The following is a 15,505-nucleotide window of genomic DNA, read 5'->3' as shown; positions in this document are numbered from 1 at the left end:
AATGATATGCCTGAAAACATTGCAGAACCCCTTCTGAAATGGTACGATAAAAACAAAAGGCTCCTGCCCTGGAGAGATAAAGACAATGCCTATTATACCTGGGTATCTGAGATCATGCTCCAGCAGACCCGAGTGGAAGCGGTGAAACCTTATTTTCAGCGCTTTATCCAGGAACTTCCGGATGTAGCAGCCCTTGCGGCGGCACCGGAAGAGAGGATCATCAAGCTGTGGGAAGGCCTTGGCTATTACAGCCGTGTCCGCAACATGCAGAAAGCGGCTGTTCAGGTCATGGAAGAATATGGAGGCAGGATCCCTGAGGATTTTGAGACACTTCTCTCGTTAAAAGGAATAGGAAGATATACGGCAGGTGCCATTGCGTCCATTGCCTACGGAAAGAAAGTCCCTGCAGTAGATGGAAATGTGCTGCGGGTATACGCAAGACTCACCGAAAACCGTGGAGATATCATGAAACAGTCTGTACGGAAATCAGTGGAAAATGATCTTACAGAGCAGATGTCTGAGGACAGACCAGGGGATTTCAACCAGGCTATGATGGAGCTGGGAGCTGTAGTCTGTGTTCCAAACGGAGCAGCAAAGTGCGAAGAATGCCCGCTGGGGCATTTTTGCCTTGCTAGAAAGCATGGAACTGTAGAAGAACTTCCCGTAAAAGCACAGAAGAAAGCCCGCACCATAGAACAGCGAACGGTCCTTGTGATCCAGGACGGAGCAGGTACAGCGATCCGTAAACGTCCGAATACAGGACTTCTGGCAGGCCTTTATGAGCTTCCAAATGTGGAAGGACATCTGACGGAGAAGGCGGCACTTGCCCGGGTAAAAGCCATGGGACTGGAACCACTGCGGATTGAAGCACTGCCGGATGCGAAGCACATTTTTTCTCATATTGAATGGAGGATGTGTGCTTATCGTATCGCTGTATCCTCTCTGGAAGAAGCACCGCAGGGGGAGTTCCTGTTTGTGGATAAGAGAGAATCCGATAAAAAATATGCAATACCATCTGCGTTTCGCGCATACACCAGATATATGAAGGAGGAAAACACATGAAACTTTTGAGCGTAGCAATACCATGCTATAATTCAGAGGCTTATATGTCAAAATGCATCAATTCCCTGCTGATCGGAGGAGAGGAAGTAGAGATCATCATTGTAGATGATGGCTCCAGTGACCGTACTGCCGAGATCGCAGATGATTATGCCGAGAAATATCCAACTATCGTAAAAGCCATACATCAGGAAAATGGCGGCCATGGACAGGCAGTCAACACAGGGATCAAAAACGCAACAGGACTTTATTTCAAGGTTGTGGACAGTGATGACTGGGTAAATCAGGATGCCTACTATGAGGTCCTGAAAACACTTTATGAACTGATACGTGGGGCTGAGACCGTGGATCTTCTCATCAGTAATTTCGTTTATGAGAAGCAGGGAGCTACCCGCAAAAAGGTCATGCAGTACAGACACTGTTTTCCGACAAACCAGATTTTCGGATGGGATGAGGTACGCCACATGAAAAAAGGCCAGTATCTCCTTATGCATTCCATGATATACCGTACAAAACTTCTCCATGACTGTGGAATGGAGCTTCCGAAGCATACGTTCTACGTAGATAACCTGTTTGCGTTTGAGCCGCTTCCCTATGTAAAAAATCTCTATTATCTGGATGTAAATTTCTATCGATATTTTATTGGAAGAGATGATCAGTCTGTCAATGAGAAAGTGATGATCAAGCGTATCGATCAGCAGATCCGTGTAAACAAACTGATGGTGGACGCCTATCTGAAGGCTAATGTGAGCAACCGCAGACTTCGTGCTTATATGTTCAGCTATCTGGATATCATCACAACCGTTTCTTCGATCATGCTGGTAAGAGCTGCAACGCAGGAATGCCTGGATAAAAAACAGGAGCTGCAGGATTACATCAAAGATCAGAATATGGGACTGTACCGGAAGCTTCGGAGAAGTCTCTTCGGAAGGGTGTCCAATCTTCCCGGAAGAGGTGGAAGAAAGATGTTTGTGGCAGCCTATAAGATCTGTCAGAAGTTTTATGGATTTAATTAAAAAAAAGCCCCCAACGGGGCTTTTTTTATAAATTCTGTTCCGGCTTCTTCTTGCGCATATGAGATAGGGAGCGCTGTTCCTCGTAATCCTCCACTCTCTGTGGATAGAACAGGAGATGTCCGAACAGTGCCAGTGTGGTACCAAGACATACATCGATCACGGAGTGCTGCTTGATAAACATGGTGGACAGGATGATCAGAACAGAAAGGATCAGGGCTCCTCGCTGAAGCCATTTCCTGTCTTTCAGTGCCTGGCAGTGATGAATGGCAAAATAAACAGCCAGGGAATTAAATACATGGATACTTGGCAGGATGTTGGTGGGAGTATCTGTCCGATAGAGCTCGGCCACCAGTCGTGTAAAGATGTTGCTTCTGGGGAATACCGCAGGGCGGAGATACTGAACGTTCGGATAGATGTAGGAAACAACAAGGAAAACCGTCATTCCCATCATCAGGTTGAAGATCAGCTGGAAATATTCCTTTTTATTCTTATTGCGAAACAGGAAATACACAACCGTTATTACCACATATGGAAACCATAAAAGGTACGGAATAATAAAAATCTCGCAGAACGGGATCATATCATCAAAAACAGTATGTACAACATGGTAGGCTCGTACAGGCCGCTGCTCCAGATATCCAAACAGGATAAGATAGGCAACGAAATAGATTGCTATGATAAAACCGTGCCTGTATTTTTTTATTTTACTCAACATTTTGCCGCTCCTTTTCTTGAGGTATGGCTGATGTCAGCCTTAAGCTTCTTTTTTGTTAAGTATCTACCTGCTACTATAACACAGGCATTATGATTTTTAAAGGTTTCTTTTCAATGGTCACAGAAAATTCACGCTGGATTCCGCCGGATTCTCCGTCTTTATGCACAGGAAGGGAATGGTCACTTGTAATATGTACGTTCCTGCACTGTAAAATATGTACACCGCGAATGCGGGTATGTTTTCCCCAGAGAGCGCTCGGCAGGCAGAACAGCATTTTCAGCTTGGAGATTCCTTCAATAACGATCACATCCAGTAAACCATCCTCCGGACTGGCGTTTGGACAGAATTTAAAGCCTCCGCCTTCATATTTCTGGTTCATTACAGCCGCAAACCAAGTCCTGCTGAAGGTTTGTGGCTTGTTCCCGTCAAGTGTTATCGTGACCGGGGACGGAGTAAGGAAGAGAAATTGCTTCAGTGCCACCATAAGGTAGATGAGTTTACCCATATGGAGACGGTTGAGAAATTTTTTGCCAGGTGTGATCAGGACTTCCTGACAGATTGCCGCATCGTAGCCCATTCCTGCACTGATGCCGAAACGGTAGGAATGGCTGCCAAGGTGGAGAACAGGAACATCCATGAAAATGGTCCGTCTGTTTTCAAGGATAGAGCGAAGCGCTTCAAAAGGATCAAAGGGCAGGCCCATACTGCGGCAGAAATCGTTGCCGGACCCGACCGGGATAAATCCGAAAACAACCGAAGACAGATCAATGATCCCGGTAAGTACTTCGTAAATAGTGCCGTCACCGCCTACTGTTACCAGAGTTACCGGATCCTCCGGTGTTCCGGCGGCACTGATCCTCTGTGCCAGTACTGTGGCGTGTCCCACATATTCTGTGAGAAAATACTGATATGAGATCCCCTGACTTTCCATGATGCTGCGAAGCCGGTTCCAGACATTACGTCCCTCACCGGATCTTGAATTGGGATTCACAATAAAAGAATACATAATAAAAAACCTCCAAACAACTCTCTGCTTTATCATAACATTGACGTTCGGCTTTTACAAATTAAAATTTCTTAAGGATTTCTATATTTTACATAAACTTAACCTTTTTTCTATGTTGGATTTTACGAATGCACTTTATACTTGCACGTATCAGATGAAAAATGAAGCTGGAGGAAAATTATGATATATCTTGTGGAAGATGATGAAAGTATCCGTGAACTTGTTGTATATACATTAAACAGTCAGGGTCTGGAGGCACAGGGTTTTGAACGGCCATCACTTTTCTGGAAAGCGCTGGAAAAAGAACTGCCTTCACTGGTGCTTCTGGACATTATGCTTCCGGAGGAAGACGGACTGTCTATTTTAAAAAAAATCCGTATCCGTCCGGATGTGCGGAAACTTCCGGTGATCATGCTTACTGCAAAAGGAAGTGAGTTTGATACCGTGGTAGGTCTGGACAGCGGTGCAGATGATTACATTCCGAAGCCGTTCCGTATGATGGAACTGATCTCCAGGGTACGTGCCCTTCTTCGGAGAGCAGAGGACAATGGCGCAGAGGAGTATCGTATGGAAAATCTTTATGTATGTCCGGGAAGACATGAGGTAACTGTTGATCAGGAGCCTGTGAATCTGACACTGAAAGAATACGAGATGCTTTGTCTCCTTCTGAAAAACAGTGGTACGGTTCTTTCCAGAACACAGCTTTTAAATCAGATCTGGGGATATGAATTCGACGGGGAGAGCAGAACCGTAGATGTACATATCCGTACCCTTCGCCAGAAGCTTGGCCCGGCAGGAGATCTGGTGGAAACAGTTCGTGGAGTGGGCTATAAGATCAGCGGAAAATGTGCATGAACAGCTGCTGAGAGTAATATGAAAGTAAAGAGCATTTCGACGGAAAAAGGCTTCGGCCCTTTTCTGGACGAAGTGCTTTTTTCATGCTATAATAGTTGAACCCCGGAGCCATTAGGAAACAGGCTCCAAAGAGTAAGAGGTGAAAGAAAAAAATATGAAATCATTAGTAATTGCGGAGAAGCCATCCGTTGCCAGAGACATTGCCAGAGTCCTCCACTGTAGTCAGAAGGGGAACGGAACCCTGGAAGGAAAAGACTATGTAGTGACCTGGGCCCTGGGACATCTGGTAACACTGGCAGATCCGGAAGAATACGATAAAAAATATACCAAATGGGAGCTTTCCACGCTTCCCATGATGCCGGAGAAAATGAAACTGGTGGTGATACGCCAGACCTCCAAGCAGTACAATGCGGTGAAAACCCAGCTTTACAGGAAGGATATCGGGGAGATCATCATTGCCACAGATGCCGGACGAGAGGGAGAACTGGTTGCAAGGTGGATCCTTGCAAAGGCAGACTGCCATAAACCTATTAAGCGTCTGTGGATCTCATCCGTAACGGACAAAGCAATCCGTGACGGCTTTGCCCACCTTAAAAACGGCCATGATTATGATGATCTTTACCGTGCGGCACAGGCCAGGGCGGAGGCGGACTGGCTGGTGGGAATGAACGGGACCAGAGCGCTGACCTGTAAATATAATGCCCAGCTTTCCTGCGGACGTGTGCAGACCCCCACCCTTGCCATGATCGCAAGAAGAGAGCAGGAGATCCGGGAATTTAAGCCGGAGGATTATTACGGGATCACTCTGCAGGCGGGAAATGTACGCTGGACTTGGCGTGACGGAAAAAGCGGAAGCCTCCGCACCTTTAAGAAGGAGCGTGCCCAGGAGATCCAGACAAAGGCAGGAAAAAGCAACCTTACCATAACAAAGGTTTCCAGAAAGCCGAAGAAGACCTATGCGCCGGGGCTTTATGACCTGACCACTCTTCAGAGAGAAGCCAATCAGAAATACGGCTTTTCTGCAAAGGAAACTCTGAATATCATGCAGAGGCTCTACGAGAATCACAAAGTCCTTACCTACCCAAGAACGGATTCCAGATATATAGGAAAAGATGTCGTTCCTACCATTAAAGAACGTCTTCAGGCATGCGGGACAGGTCCTTACCGGAAACTTGCCGGTGCGTTGGCCAATAAACCAATCCAGGCCAATGCAAGTTTTGTAGACGATAAGAAAGTCAGTGACCATCATGCCATCATTCCTACAGAACAGTTTGTACAGCTGGATCATATGACAAACGAGGAGCGGAAGATCTACGATATGGTTGTGCGCCGTTTCTTAAGCGTTCTGTATCCGCCGGCTGTATATGAGCAGGTTAGTATGGAAGGAACGGCAGCAGGAGAGACTTTTGCGGCAAGCGGACGGATCGTAAAAAGCGCCGGATGGAGAGAAGTCTACGAAGGCGGCTGGCAGGATGAGGAAGAAGAGGATTCATCGGATAAGCTGAAAGACCAGAAGCTTCCGGAGCTTACGGAAGGTCAGATACTTACTGTGGAAGGAGCAGCTCTTACAGCAGGCAAAACAAAACCACCGGCCAGATTTACAGAGGCCACACTTCTTGGTGCCATGGAAAATCCGGTTCATTTTATGGAAAGCCACGACAAAAAAGCGGCAAAAACCCTTGGTGAGACCGGTGGACTTGGAACGGTAGCCACAAGAGCGGACATCATTGAGAAGCTTTTCAACAGCTTTATGATGGAAAAAAGAGGCAATGAGATCTACATTACCTCCAAGGCGAAACAGCTTCTGGAGCTGGTTCCGGAAGAACTGAAAAAGCCGGAGCTTACCGCAGACTGGGAGATGAAGCTCAGTGATATTGCAAACGGAAAGCTCCGTCAGGATAAATTCCTCACAGGGATCCGTAAATATGCCTGTGAGATCGTAGATGAGATCAAAGGCGGACAGGGAACCTTCCGCCATGACAATATGACAAACAAGAAGTGCCCCAACTGCGGCAAACATCTCCTGGCAGTCAACGGAAAGAATGCCAAAATGCTGGTGTGCGAGGACCGGGAATGCGGATACAGAGAGACAGTATCCAGGACCACCAATGCGCGCTGTCCGAAATGCCATAAGCGTATGGAGATGCTTCTGAAGGGAAAAGAAGAGACCTTTGTATGTCAGTGCGGCTATAAAGAAAAGCTTTCATCCTTCCAGGCAAGACGAGCCAAAGAGGGTGCAGGTGTGAATAAGCGTGATGTGCAGCGTTATCTTAAGAAACAGCAGAAAGAGGCCAATGAGCCGGTGAACAATGCATTTGCGCAGGCGTTGTCAGGAATTAAACTGGATTAAATAAATTGCCTGTCCAGATATCCGGGGTTCGGATGAGCGGAGGACCGGATGCAGATACGTCGGTCGGAGAAATGTGTCTGGCAGAACAGGACAGCAGAAAGAGAGGAAAACGATTTGGGATTACAGGATGACAGAATGTCAGGAAATATTCAGGATATCGCAAGACTGATCACAAGACTTCTTCTTAAGGGAGATATGCCGCAGTATACACTTCCTGCAGCAGAGGCAGATTATACAGAGGCAGACCAGCTTTTTAAGAAGGTTATCGGACTTGCTGATGAGGGTGACATCAACGGAGCGGAAAATGAGCTTCTTATGAACATGGAGGAAGATGATCCGGATTATCTGGAGCTTGCCCTTACCTTTTATCTGCATCTCAATGATATGGACGTAGATTACCTGGATGATCACGATTATTCCAGGGAGGAGATCCTGGACGGGTTGAAAAGCCTGGCTGAGGACTGGGGAGTTACAGGACTGGAGGCACTTGTCTAATGCGGCGGGAGGTTACACTGGAGGAAATTTCCGACGGTCGTTTATACGAGGCAAATGACATGGTAAAGGCAGACTGTCAGGACTGTAAGGGCTGTTTTGACTGCTGTACGGGAATGGGAGATTCTGTTGTACTGGATCCGCTGGATGTATGGCGGTTAAGTCAGGGACTTCACTTAAGTGTGGACCAGCTGCTTGCCGGAAAAATAGAGCTTGGCGTCACAGACGGAAATATTCTGCCGCATCTTAGGATGACAGGGGCAGAGGAACGATGCGTATTTCTGAATGGCAACGGAAGATGCTCCATTCACAGTTTCCGTCCGGGCTTCTGCCGTTTGTTCCCGCTGGGAAGATACTATGAGGACGGTGGTTTTAAATACATTCTTCAGATCCACGAGTGCAAAAAGACCAGCCGCAGTAAGATCAAGGTCCGGAAATGGGTAGATACTCCGGATTTTCGAAATTACGAAAAATTTGTCTGTGACTGGCATTATTTTCTTCTGGATGTCCAGTCGGTTCTCTATGAGAGCGAGGACAGTGATCTGATCCGAAACCTGAACATGTATGTGGTAAACCAGTTTTACAGGAAGCCTTATGATGAGAAGCGGGATTTTTATGAGCAGTTTTATGAGAGACTTGCGGCGGGAAAAGAACTCCTGAGCCTTGGAGTGTGAAACAGACCAGGCAGCGAGGTGTCTGAGCTTACCTGCCTGAAAGTCTCTCGCGCGGAGGAAAGAAAGGATTTTTTGACATATGAACTTAAATCAGCTCACATATTTTGTGACTCTTGCCCAGATCGAAAATTATACCAGAGCAGCCAAGCGGCTGGATATAACCCAGCCAAGTCTGAGCCATGCGATCTCCAACCTTGAAAAGGAACTGCAGGTTCCACTTTTTGAGCGTCACGGAAGAAATGTGACCATGACCAAATACGGGGAAATGTTTCTGAAATATGTGCAGGACTCCTTACATATCCTGAATCTTGGTGTGGAGAGGATACAGGAAGCGGCAAGGATTCCGGGAGGAAGTATTTCCATCGGGTATATCCATACCCAGGGACGCAGATTTATCCCGGAGCTTGTCCGGGGGTTCCTTAATGAACAGGAGGGGAAGAAGATTGATTTCCGTTTTCAGAATGCAACTACCGGAAGTCTGATCCGGGGTCTGAAGGAAGAGAAATTCGACGTGATCTTCTGTTCCCGGGCAGAGGGCGAGAAGGAGATCAGCTTTGTGCCGGTGTCAGAAGAAAAGCTGGTGGCTGTAGTGCCTGAGAACCATGCTCTTGCAGACCGAAATTCAGTGACCATAAAAGAGCTGGGGCAGTATCCGCAGGTGACCTTTACCCCTGCAAGCGGACTGTATTTTGTGATCCGGGAGCTTTTCGAAAAGGAAGGACTTTCACCGGAGACGGCCTTTGAGGTAGAAGAGGATGGTGCACTGGCAGGTATGGTGGCGGAGGAATTTGGTGTAGGCATTGTGCCGGATGTACCGGTGATCCATACACTTCCTGTGAAAATCTTAAATATTGAGAATCTGCACTGCCGTCGTTACATATACATGGGAATGATGAAAAACCGGTACCCAAGTGCGCTTGTGGAGCAGTTCCGGGATTATATATACAAGCATTACCGGATCTATGAAGTGATACAGTAGAATCTTGGTGATAAAATTTCTGTAAAAAATCTCTGCTTCTGTAAAAGGGCGGAGATTTTTTTGACACAGATCCTGGCGTGAATACTATAGCAATTCCATAAATTACTGCAAACAATCCAGTCCATCATAGCGTGAAGTCCTGCGTCAGATATCTTTGCCGTGCCTAAAAATTATAAAAATAATCTATAGATCACATGCGTAAATTCAATGAAAATTTGGGTTGAGATAAAAATGACCAGTTGGTATAATAAGGACAGATACTTGATTTAAAGTGATAAAGTAATGACGGAAATCCGTAATAAAATGAACGAAGTAAAGGAGATATTATGAACCAGTTAGAAGTATTAAGAGAAAGCCTTGGACAGTGCGATGAGATCATCCTGGACGCACTCCTTATGAGAAACAGGATCGTAGAGGACATCATGGTATACAAGGAAGCTAACGATCTTCCGGTACTTCAGCCGGAACAGGAGGCGAAGCAGAAAGGATGGCTGGAAGCCAGAATGGAAGGCAGACGTCATAAGAAAGAGGTCAATGATGTTTTTGCAAGCATCACACAGAACAGTAAAAGGATCCAGTCCAGAAATCTTTTCAATTATAATATCTTCCTGATCGGATTTATGGGAGCTGGTAAATCTACGATCTCCGATTATCTGAAGAATGTTCTTGCCATGGATGTTGTGGAGATGGATCAGTGTATCGTGGAGAGACAGGGAATGAGCATTTCCGATATCTTTGAGACTTACGGTGAAGAGTATTTCCGTGAGCTCGAGACAAATCTTCTGATCGAGATGCAGTCCAGATCGAATGTTGTAGTATCCTGTGGCGGTGGTGTTCCGATGCGGGAGCGCAATGTTACCGAGATGAAAAAAAATGGCCGTGTTGTACTTCTGACTGCAAAGCCGGAAACTATTCTGGAACGTGTAAAGGATAATCATGACCGTCCTTTACTTGAGAACAACAAAAATGTTTCATTTATCGCGGATCTGTTGGAAAAACGTCGCGCGAAATATGAGGCAGCAGCAGATATAGTTGTTGAGACAGACGGAAAGAGTGAGCTTGAGATCTGCGAGGAGCTGATCCACAGACTTCGTGAGGCAGAGGCAAATAAATAACTGCTGATCATAAAACAGAATAGTTTTACATATAAAAGGGACAGCTGTCCGATAAACCGTACAGAAACAGAACGGAGATCGGGCAGCTGTCCTTTATGATATAAAAGATCCGGACCATATATTTGCAGATGAACAGATCGTTTAATTGGTCTTATAAAAAATCTCCCTCGAGGTTTCCTCGATCACAAATTTTTTAAAGGCTTCCACGACCGGCGGATGGTATACATCCTTCAGCATGGCCATGTAGAAATTCCGCTGCCAGCTTGGAGAGACAAGGGGAAGGATCTTAAGGTTCAGAGAGTGCAGGATCGGGATATCCGGTGCAATGCAGATGCCGAAATCATTGGCAACAAACCCTGCGGCAACCTGATCTTCATCGATCTCAAAAGCCACATCCGGGTACTGACCGATGCTCTTAAATAACTGGTCAATGATCTGGCGGAGACCGCTTCTCTTCTTGAAGATGATCTGCTTGTATGGAAGCGTTTCCTCCAGATGGATCTCGGATTTCTCAGCAAGAGGATGTTCCGGCGGAACGATGACGACCAGATCCTGCTTGGCAACCGGAATAAATTCGATCAGTGGTTCGTCGTCAAATTTGGAACAGAAGCCGATGTCGTATTTCTTCTCTTTCAGTCCGGTGAGGATATCGCCGGTAAGAACCTTATCGCAGAACAGATTGAAATGGATCTGTTTTCCCATATTGGCATTAAGAAAGCTGCGGATGATCTTTGGCATAAAGTCAACACCCAGAGTTCTGAGAAAAGCCACATCGATCTGTCCTTCTCCCTTTCCTGCAAGCTGGAGACCGTTTACAGAGGAATCCAGCCGGTTCAGGGTTTGTTCCACATCCTCCAGAAAAGACTTGCCATATTTGGTGAGAGAAACATTCCGTCCGTTTTTTTCAAATAATTTCACTCCAAGCTCTTCCTCCAGAGAAGAGATCGCGTGACTTAGGCTGGGCTGTGTGATGGCCAGAACATCCGCAGCTTTTGTATAATGTTCCAGATGAGCCAGTGTCACGAAATAGCGAAGATGATACAGATTCATTTTTCAATACTCCTTTCGTAAGTTTATCTGAATGTTTTACTTCGGACAGATCCCCGGTAAGTCTGACAGACATAAGAGATTTGCCGGGCCGTATGCAGTGACGGCGGCAATACGGCTGAATATGTTTTATATAGTATAACATGATATATTGATAAAATCTATGGATTCTCCTGGTACAATCAATTTGTTTTGTATTTAACAAAGTTATATAATGCTTATAGAAAAAAGATACAAAATAATTTAAAAAAAACAAATAAAATTATTTAAATTTTCAGGAGGAATTATCATGTCAAAAGAATTTCCAATCACAATCAGTTCCTGGACACTGGGAGATCAGTGCAAATTTGAGGACCGTGTAAAAGCTGCCAAAGAGGCTGGCTATGAGGGAATCGGCCTGAGAGCAGAAACCTACGTAGATGCCCTGAATGAGGGACTTTTCGACGAGGATATCCTGGCAATCCTGGATAAATATGACATGAAGGTAACAGAGGTTGAGTACATCGTGCAGTGGGCAGAGGATCATCGTTCCTATGAGCAGAAATACAAAGAACAGCTCTGCTTCCATATGTGTGAATTATTTAACGTAAAACAGATCAACTGCGGACTGATGGAGAACTATTCCGTAGAGTACACAGCACAGAAGCTTCGTGAGCTTTGCCACAGAGCAGGCAAATACATCATCGGTGTTGAGCCAATGCCATACAGCGGAATCCCGGATGTGAAAAAGGGCTGGGCTGTTGTAAAAGCTGCTGACTGCGAGAATGCGAAACTGATCCTTGATACATGGCACTGGGTAAGAGCAAACCAGCCGATCGAGCTTTCCGTACTTGAGGGAATCCCGGCAGACAAGATCGTATCCATCCAGATCAACGATGTATGGGAAAGACCATATGCAACAACGATCTTAAGAGATGAGTCCATGCATGACCGTCTTGCTCCTGGAACAGGAATCGGAACAACAGTACCGTTCGTAAAAATGATCAAAGAAAAAGGCATCAGACCAAATGCCATCGGCGTAGAGGTTATCAGCGATGCAAACCTTGAAAAAGGTATCGAGTATGCTGCAAAACATACATATGAGAACACAAAGAAGGTACTAGAAGAGGCTTGGCCGGAAGTACTGTAATTAATATAAGAAACTAATATTTCAGACGGGCCCCTGTTTCCGACGTCATACCGGTGACAGGGCGTTACCGTGAAAGAAACAAAAAGATTGTTTCAAAGGAAAGGAGAACGCATATGAAATTCAATGCGATGTTTCAGCCGATCGAGATCGGTCCTATGACAGTAAAGAATCGTTTTGTTGTTCCGCCAATGGGAAATAACTTTGCAAACACAGACGGAACAATGAGTGAGCAGTCCGCTGCATATTACAGAGAAAGAGCAAAAGGCGGATTTGGTCTGATCACCATCGAGGCTACTGTAGTTCACAAGGGCGCAAAGGGCGGCCCGCGTAAACCATGTCTTTATGACGACTCTACAATCGAGAGCTTCCGCAAGGTTATCGACGGATGTCATGCAGAAGGAGCAAAGGTGTCCATCCAGCTTCAGAACGCAGGTCCGGAAGGAAATGCAAAAAACGCAGGAGCACCGATCACAGCAGCAACCAGTATCCCGTCAGTGTGCGGCCGTGATATTCCGAAGCAGCTTACAACTGAGGAAGTTTATGAGCTGATCAAAGGCTACGGTGAGGCAGCAAGAAGAGCAATGGAAGCAGGAGCAGATGCTGTTGAGATCCATATGGCACACGGTTATCTGGTAAGTACCTTCCTTTCTCCGAGAACAAACAAGAGAGTGGATGAGTTTGGCGGATGCTTTGAGAACCGTATGCGTTTCTCCCGTCTGATCATCGAGGAAGTTAAAAAAGCAACACAGGGAAAGATTGCAGTTCTTGCAAGAATCAACTGTGCAGATGAGGTTCCGGGAGGACTTGATGTCCACGACAGTGCAGCGATCGCAGCATATCTGGAAAGCTGCGGACTGGACGGACTCCATGTATCCCGTGCCGTTCATATCAAGGATGAGTTTATGTGGGCACCGACTGTTATCCACGGTGGATTCTCTGCAGCAGAGGTTGAGGAGATCAAACGTGCGGTAAATATCCCGGTGATCACAGTTGGACGTTATACAGAGCCACAGTTTGCAGAACTGATGGTAAAAGAAGGAAGAGCAGACCTTGTAGCATTCGGACGTCAGAGCCTTGCAGATCCGGCTATGCCGAAGAAAGCACAGGAAGAGCGTCTTGAGGATATGACTCCTTGTATCGCCTGTCTTCAGGGCTGTGTTGCAAACATGTATGCAGGAAATCCGGTATGCTGTCTGACAAACCCATTCCTGGGTCATGAGGCAGAGCCGCTTGAGAAAGCGGAAGAGCCGAAGAAGGTTATGGTTATCGGTGGCGGTGTTGCAGGACTTTCCGCTGCATTTATCGCAAAAGAGAGAGGACATGAGGTAACACTTTATGAGGCAGGAGATGTTCTCGGTGGAAACATGAGACTTGCTGCATATCCGCCGGGAAAAGGTGACATCACAAACATGATCCGCAGCTACATCCATCGCTGCCAGAAGGATGGCGTTAAGATCGTGATGAACTGTGAGGTAACTCCGGAGCTTATCAAAGAAGAGAAGCCGGACAGCGTGATCATTGCCACCGGTTCCAAGACTCTGATCCTTCCGATCGAGGGAATCGACAATCCGGCTATCATCCACGGCTCTGACCTTCTGGATGGCAAGAGAGCAGCAGGCAAAAAGGTTCTCGTTGTCGGCGGTGGAATGGTTGGATGCGAGACAGCTGCATTTTTAGGCGAGCAGGAGCATGATGTAACTGTTATCGAGTTCCGTGATACCGTAGGTGCAGATGTGATCCACGAGCACAGAGTATATCTGATGAAGGATTTCGAGGACTACGGAATCAAGGAGATCACCGGAGCAAAGGTATGCAAATTCTATGAAGACGGGGTAGAATATGAGACCGCTGACGGAGTGCGTCACGAGTCAAGAGGATATGATTCTGTGATCCTTTCCATGGGATTCCGCAACTACAATCCTCTGGAAGAGAAGATCAAAGACCTTGTACCTGAGACACATGTGATCGGAGATGCTATCCGTGCAAGACGTGCACTGGATGCAACAAAAGAGGCTTATGAGGTAGCTTCCAGGATCTGATCTGCCAGTCGCTGATCGTATTGATACAAAAGAAAATAACTATCCGATAAACCGGACAGTATAAAGATTAAAAAGATGGCCCGACAGACATCGGAGAAAAATAATCCGGTGTCTGACAGGGGAAAATGCAGGAGGTAAAAAGAAATGGAACAGAGAATTAAAGGAACAACTGGTTTACTTGCACTGATCGGAAGCCCTGTAGGACATTCCGGATCCCCGGCTATGTACAACTTCAGCTTCCAGTACCATAACCTGGACTATGCTTACATGGCATTTGATATCAAAGAGGATCAGGTTCCGGCAGCTCTTGATGCAATGCGTCTGTTCAAAATGAGAGGCTGTAATGTAACCATGCCTTGCAAGAACAAAGTAGCTCAGTGTGTAGACGAGCTTTCACCGGCAGCAAAGATCATCGGCGCTGTAAATACTATCGTAAATGAGGATGGAAAACTTGTTGGACATATCACAGACGGTATCGGATTTGTCCGCAACCTGAAAGAGCATGGTGTTGATGTAAAGGGCAAAAAGATGGTAGTCCTCGGAGCAGGCGGAGCAGCTACAGCTCTGACTGTACAGTGTGCCCTTGACGGAGCAGCATCCATCGCGATCTTCAACCCTGACGATCCATTCCTTGACAGAGCAAAAGGAACTGCTGAGAAGCTTGCAAAAGAAGTACCGGACTGCAAAGTAAGCGTATATTGCCTTGACGATCAGGACAAACTGAGAGAAGAGATCGCAAACGCAGATATCCTCGCGAACGGAACACTTGCAGGAATGAAACCACATGATGACATCACACTGGTTGATAAATCCATGTTCCATAAGGATCTTGTTGTTGCTGACTGCGTATACAATCCGGCAGAGACAAAGATGGTAAAAGAAGCAAAAGAAGCAGGCGTGAAGCTTGCTGTAGGCGGAAAAGGAATGCTTCTGTGGCAGGGTGCAGCATCTTACAAGCTTTACACAGGTCTTGAGATGCCGACAGATGAGTACCAGAAATTTCAGGCTGAGAACGAAGGGAAATAAGAA

Annotated in this window: 14 protein-coding genes; 11 read left to right on the top strand and 3 right to left on the bottom strand. The window is 46.3% G+C overall.

The annotated features are described in order from the left end of the window. Positions 1 to 6: 6 nt before the first annotated feature. Both mutY and GPK58_RS01410 read left to right on the top strand, forming a co-directional pair. Positions 7 to 1,062, top strand: coding sequence for an A/G-specific adenine glycosylase (gene mutY / locus GPK58_RS13020; protein WP_252195738.1), 1,056 nt, complete (start codon positions 7 to 9; stop codon positions 1,060 to 1,062). Further along, on the top strand, positions 1,059 to 2,075 hold the full coding sequence (locus tag GPK58_RS01410; protein ID WP_021652289.1) for a glycosyltransferase family 2 protein: 1,017 nt from the start codon (positions 1,059 to 1,061) through the stop codon (positions 2,073 to 2,075). Before mutY ends, GPK58_RS01410 begins: the two co-directional genes overlap by 4 nt. Before the next feature lie 25 nt (positions 2,076 to 2,100). Here GPK58_RS01410 and GPK58_RS01405 read toward each other — a convergent pair whose 3' ends face one another. Both GPK58_RS01405 and GPK58_RS01400 read right to left on the bottom strand, forming a co-directional pair. Then, positions 2,101 to 2,790 carry a phosphatase PAP2 family protein gene (locus GPK58_RS01405; RefSeq protein ID WP_021652290.1) on the bottom strand — a complete coding sequence of 230 codons (690 nt, stop codon included), beginning with the start codon at positions 2,788 to 2,790 and terminating at the stop codon, positions 2,101 to 2,103. 73 nt (positions 2,791 to 2,863) lie between these two features. Further along, positions 2,864 to 3,796 (bottom strand): diacylglycerol/lipid kinase family protein, encoded by a 933-nt coding sequence (locus GPK58_RS01400; RefSeq protein ID WP_118752573.1) that lies wholly within the window; start codon positions 3,794 to 3,796, stop codon positions 2,864 to 2,866. A 180-nt stretch (positions 3,797 to 3,976) separates the two neighbouring features. Here GPK58_RS01400 and GPK58_RS01395 point away from each other — a divergent pair, with 180 nt between their 5' ends. The 6 genes from GPK58_RS01395 (at position 3,977) to GPK58_RS01370 (ending at position 10,261) form a co-directional block, all read left to right on the top strand. Continuing rightward, the gene (locus tag GPK58_RS01395) at positions 3,977 to 4,651 is read left to right on the top strand and encodes a response regulator transcription factor (RefSeq protein WP_118752572.1); all 675 of its coding nucleotides are present in this window, start codon (positions 3,977 to 3,979) and stop codon (positions 4,649 to 4,651) included. Between the two features lie 154 nt (positions 4,652 to 4,805). Continuing rightward, the gene (locus tag GPK58_RS01390) at positions 4,806 to 7,001 is read left to right on the top strand and encodes a DNA topoisomerase III (RefSeq protein ID WP_118752571.1); all 2,196 of its coding nucleotides are present in this window, start codon (positions 4,806 to 4,808) and stop codon (positions 6,999 to 7,001) included. Positions 7,002 to 7,049: 48 nt separating this feature from the next. Next, complete coding sequence (locus GPK58_RS01385) at positions 7,050 to 7,496, top strand: DUF6483 family protein (protein WP_015527020.1); 447 nt, start codon at positions 7,050 to 7,052, stop codon at positions 7,494 to 7,496. After that, positions 7,496 to 8,167: a YkgJ family cysteine cluster protein gene (locus tag GPK58_RS01380; protein WP_118752570.1), complete on the top strand. Its 672-nt coding sequence runs from the start codon at positions 7,496 to 7,498 to the stop codon at positions 8,165 to 8,167. The genes GPK58_RS01385 and GPK58_RS01380 overlap by 1 nt, the downstream gene beginning before the upstream one ends. A gap of 79 nt (positions 8,168 to 8,246) precedes the next feature. Further along, positions 8,247 to 9,146 (top strand): LysR family transcriptional regulator, encoded by a 900-nt coding sequence (locus tag GPK58_RS01375; protein WP_215638085.1) that lies wholly within the window; start codon positions 8,247 to 8,249, stop codon positions 9,144 to 9,146. 326 nt (positions 9,147 to 9,472) lie between these two features. Further along, on the top strand, positions 9,473 to 10,261 hold the full coding sequence (locus GPK58_RS01370) for a shikimate kinase (RefSeq protein ID WP_021652296.1): 789 nt from the start codon (positions 9,473 to 9,475) through the stop codon (positions 10,259 to 10,261). Positions 10,262 to 10,402: 141 nt separating this feature from the next. Here the strand turns inward: GPK58_RS01370 and GPK58_RS01365 are convergent, their stop codons facing one another. Next, a complete protein-coding gene (locus GPK58_RS01365) occupies positions 10,403 to 11,311 on the bottom strand; it encodes a LysR family transcriptional regulator (RefSeq protein ID WP_173775628.1) in 909 nt (302 codons plus the stop codon). A gap of 286 nt (positions 11,312 to 11,597) precedes the next feature. Here GPK58_RS01365 and GPK58_RS01360 point away from each other — a divergent pair, with 286 nt between their 5' ends. From GPK58_RS01360 to aroE, 3 genes are all read left to right on the top strand, one after another. After that, a complete protein-coding gene (locus GPK58_RS01360; RefSeq protein ID WP_215638084.1) occupies positions 11,598 to 12,437 on the top strand; it encodes a sugar phosphate isomerase/epimerase family protein in 840 nt (279 codons plus the stop codon). A gap of 113 nt (positions 12,438 to 12,550) precedes the next feature. Further along, positions 12,551 to 14,476 (top strand): FAD-dependent oxidoreductase, encoded by a 1,926-nt coding sequence (locus tag GPK58_RS01355; RefSeq protein ID WP_015527026.1) that lies wholly within the window; start codon positions 12,551 to 12,553, stop codon positions 14,474 to 14,476. A gap of 144 nt (positions 14,477 to 14,620) precedes the next feature. Beyond that, entirely contained in the window at positions 14,621 to 15,502 is an 882-nt protein-coding gene (gene aroE / locus GPK58_RS01350; protein ID WP_015527027.1) for a shikimate dehydrogenase, read from the top strand. The last annotated feature ends 3 nt before the right edge of the window (positions 15,503 to 15,505 follow it).

Origin of the sequence: Blautia sp. MCC270 (assembly GCF_018785605.1) — a bacterium.
Taxonomy (GTDB): domain Bacteria; phylum Bacillota; class Clostridia; order Lachnospirales; family Lachnospiraceae; genus Blautia_A; species Blautia_A fusiformis.
The sequence above is the reverse complement of the archived record's forward strand: the minus strand, read 5'-3'. Positions and strand labels throughout refer to the sequence as shown.

Coding starts and splice junctions, on each gene's coding strand:
- mutY (WP_252195738.1), top strand. CDS start 7: ATGCCTGAAAACATTGCAGAACCCCTTCTGAAATGGTACGATAAAAAC.
- GPK58_RS01410 (WP_021652289.1), top strand. CDS start 1,059: ATGAAACTTTTGAGCGTAGCAATACCATGCTATAATTCAGAGGCTTAT.
- GPK58_RS01405 (WP_021652290.1), bottom strand. CDS start 2,790: ATGTTGAGTAAAATAAAAAAATACAGGCACGGTTTTATCATAGCAATC.
- GPK58_RS01400 (WP_118752573.1), bottom strand. CDS start 3,796: ATGTATTCTTTTATTGTGAATCCCAATTCAAGATCCGGTGAGGGACGT.
- GPK58_RS01395 (WP_118752572.1), top strand. CDS start 3,977: ATGATATATCTTGTGGAAGATGATGAAAGTATCCGTGAACTTGTTGTA.
- GPK58_RS01390 (WP_118752571.1), top strand. CDS start 4,806: ATGAAATCATTAGTAATTGCGGAGAAGCCATCCGTTGCCAGAGACATT.
- GPK58_RS01385 (WP_015527020.1), top strand. CDS start 7,050: ATGCAGATACGTCGGTCGGAGAAATGTGTCTGGCAGAACAGGACAGCA.
- GPK58_RS01380 (WP_118752570.1), top strand. CDS start 7,496: ATGCGGCGGGAGGTTACACTGGAGGAAATTTCCGACGGTCGTTTATAC.
- GPK58_RS01375 (WP_215638085.1), top strand. CDS start 8,247: ATGAACTTAAATCAGCTCACATATTTTGTGACTCTTGCCCAGATCGAA.
- GPK58_RS01370 (WP_021652296.1), top strand. CDS start 9,473: ATGAACCAGTTAGAAGTATTAAGAGAAAGCCTTGGACAGTGCGATGAG.
- GPK58_RS01365 (WP_173775628.1), bottom strand. CDS start 11,311: ATGAATCTGTATCATCTTCGCTATTTCGTGACACTGGCTCATCTGGAA.
- GPK58_RS01360 (WP_215638084.1), top strand. CDS start 11,598: ATGTCAAAAGAATTTCCAATCACAATCAGTTCCTGGACACTGGGAGAT.
- GPK58_RS01355 (WP_015527026.1), top strand. CDS start 12,551: ATGAAATTCAATGCGATGTTTCAGCCGATCGAGATCGGTCCTATGACA.
- aroE (WP_015527027.1), top strand. CDS start 14,621: ATGGAACAGAGAATTAAAGGAACAACTGGTTTACTTGCACTGATCGGA.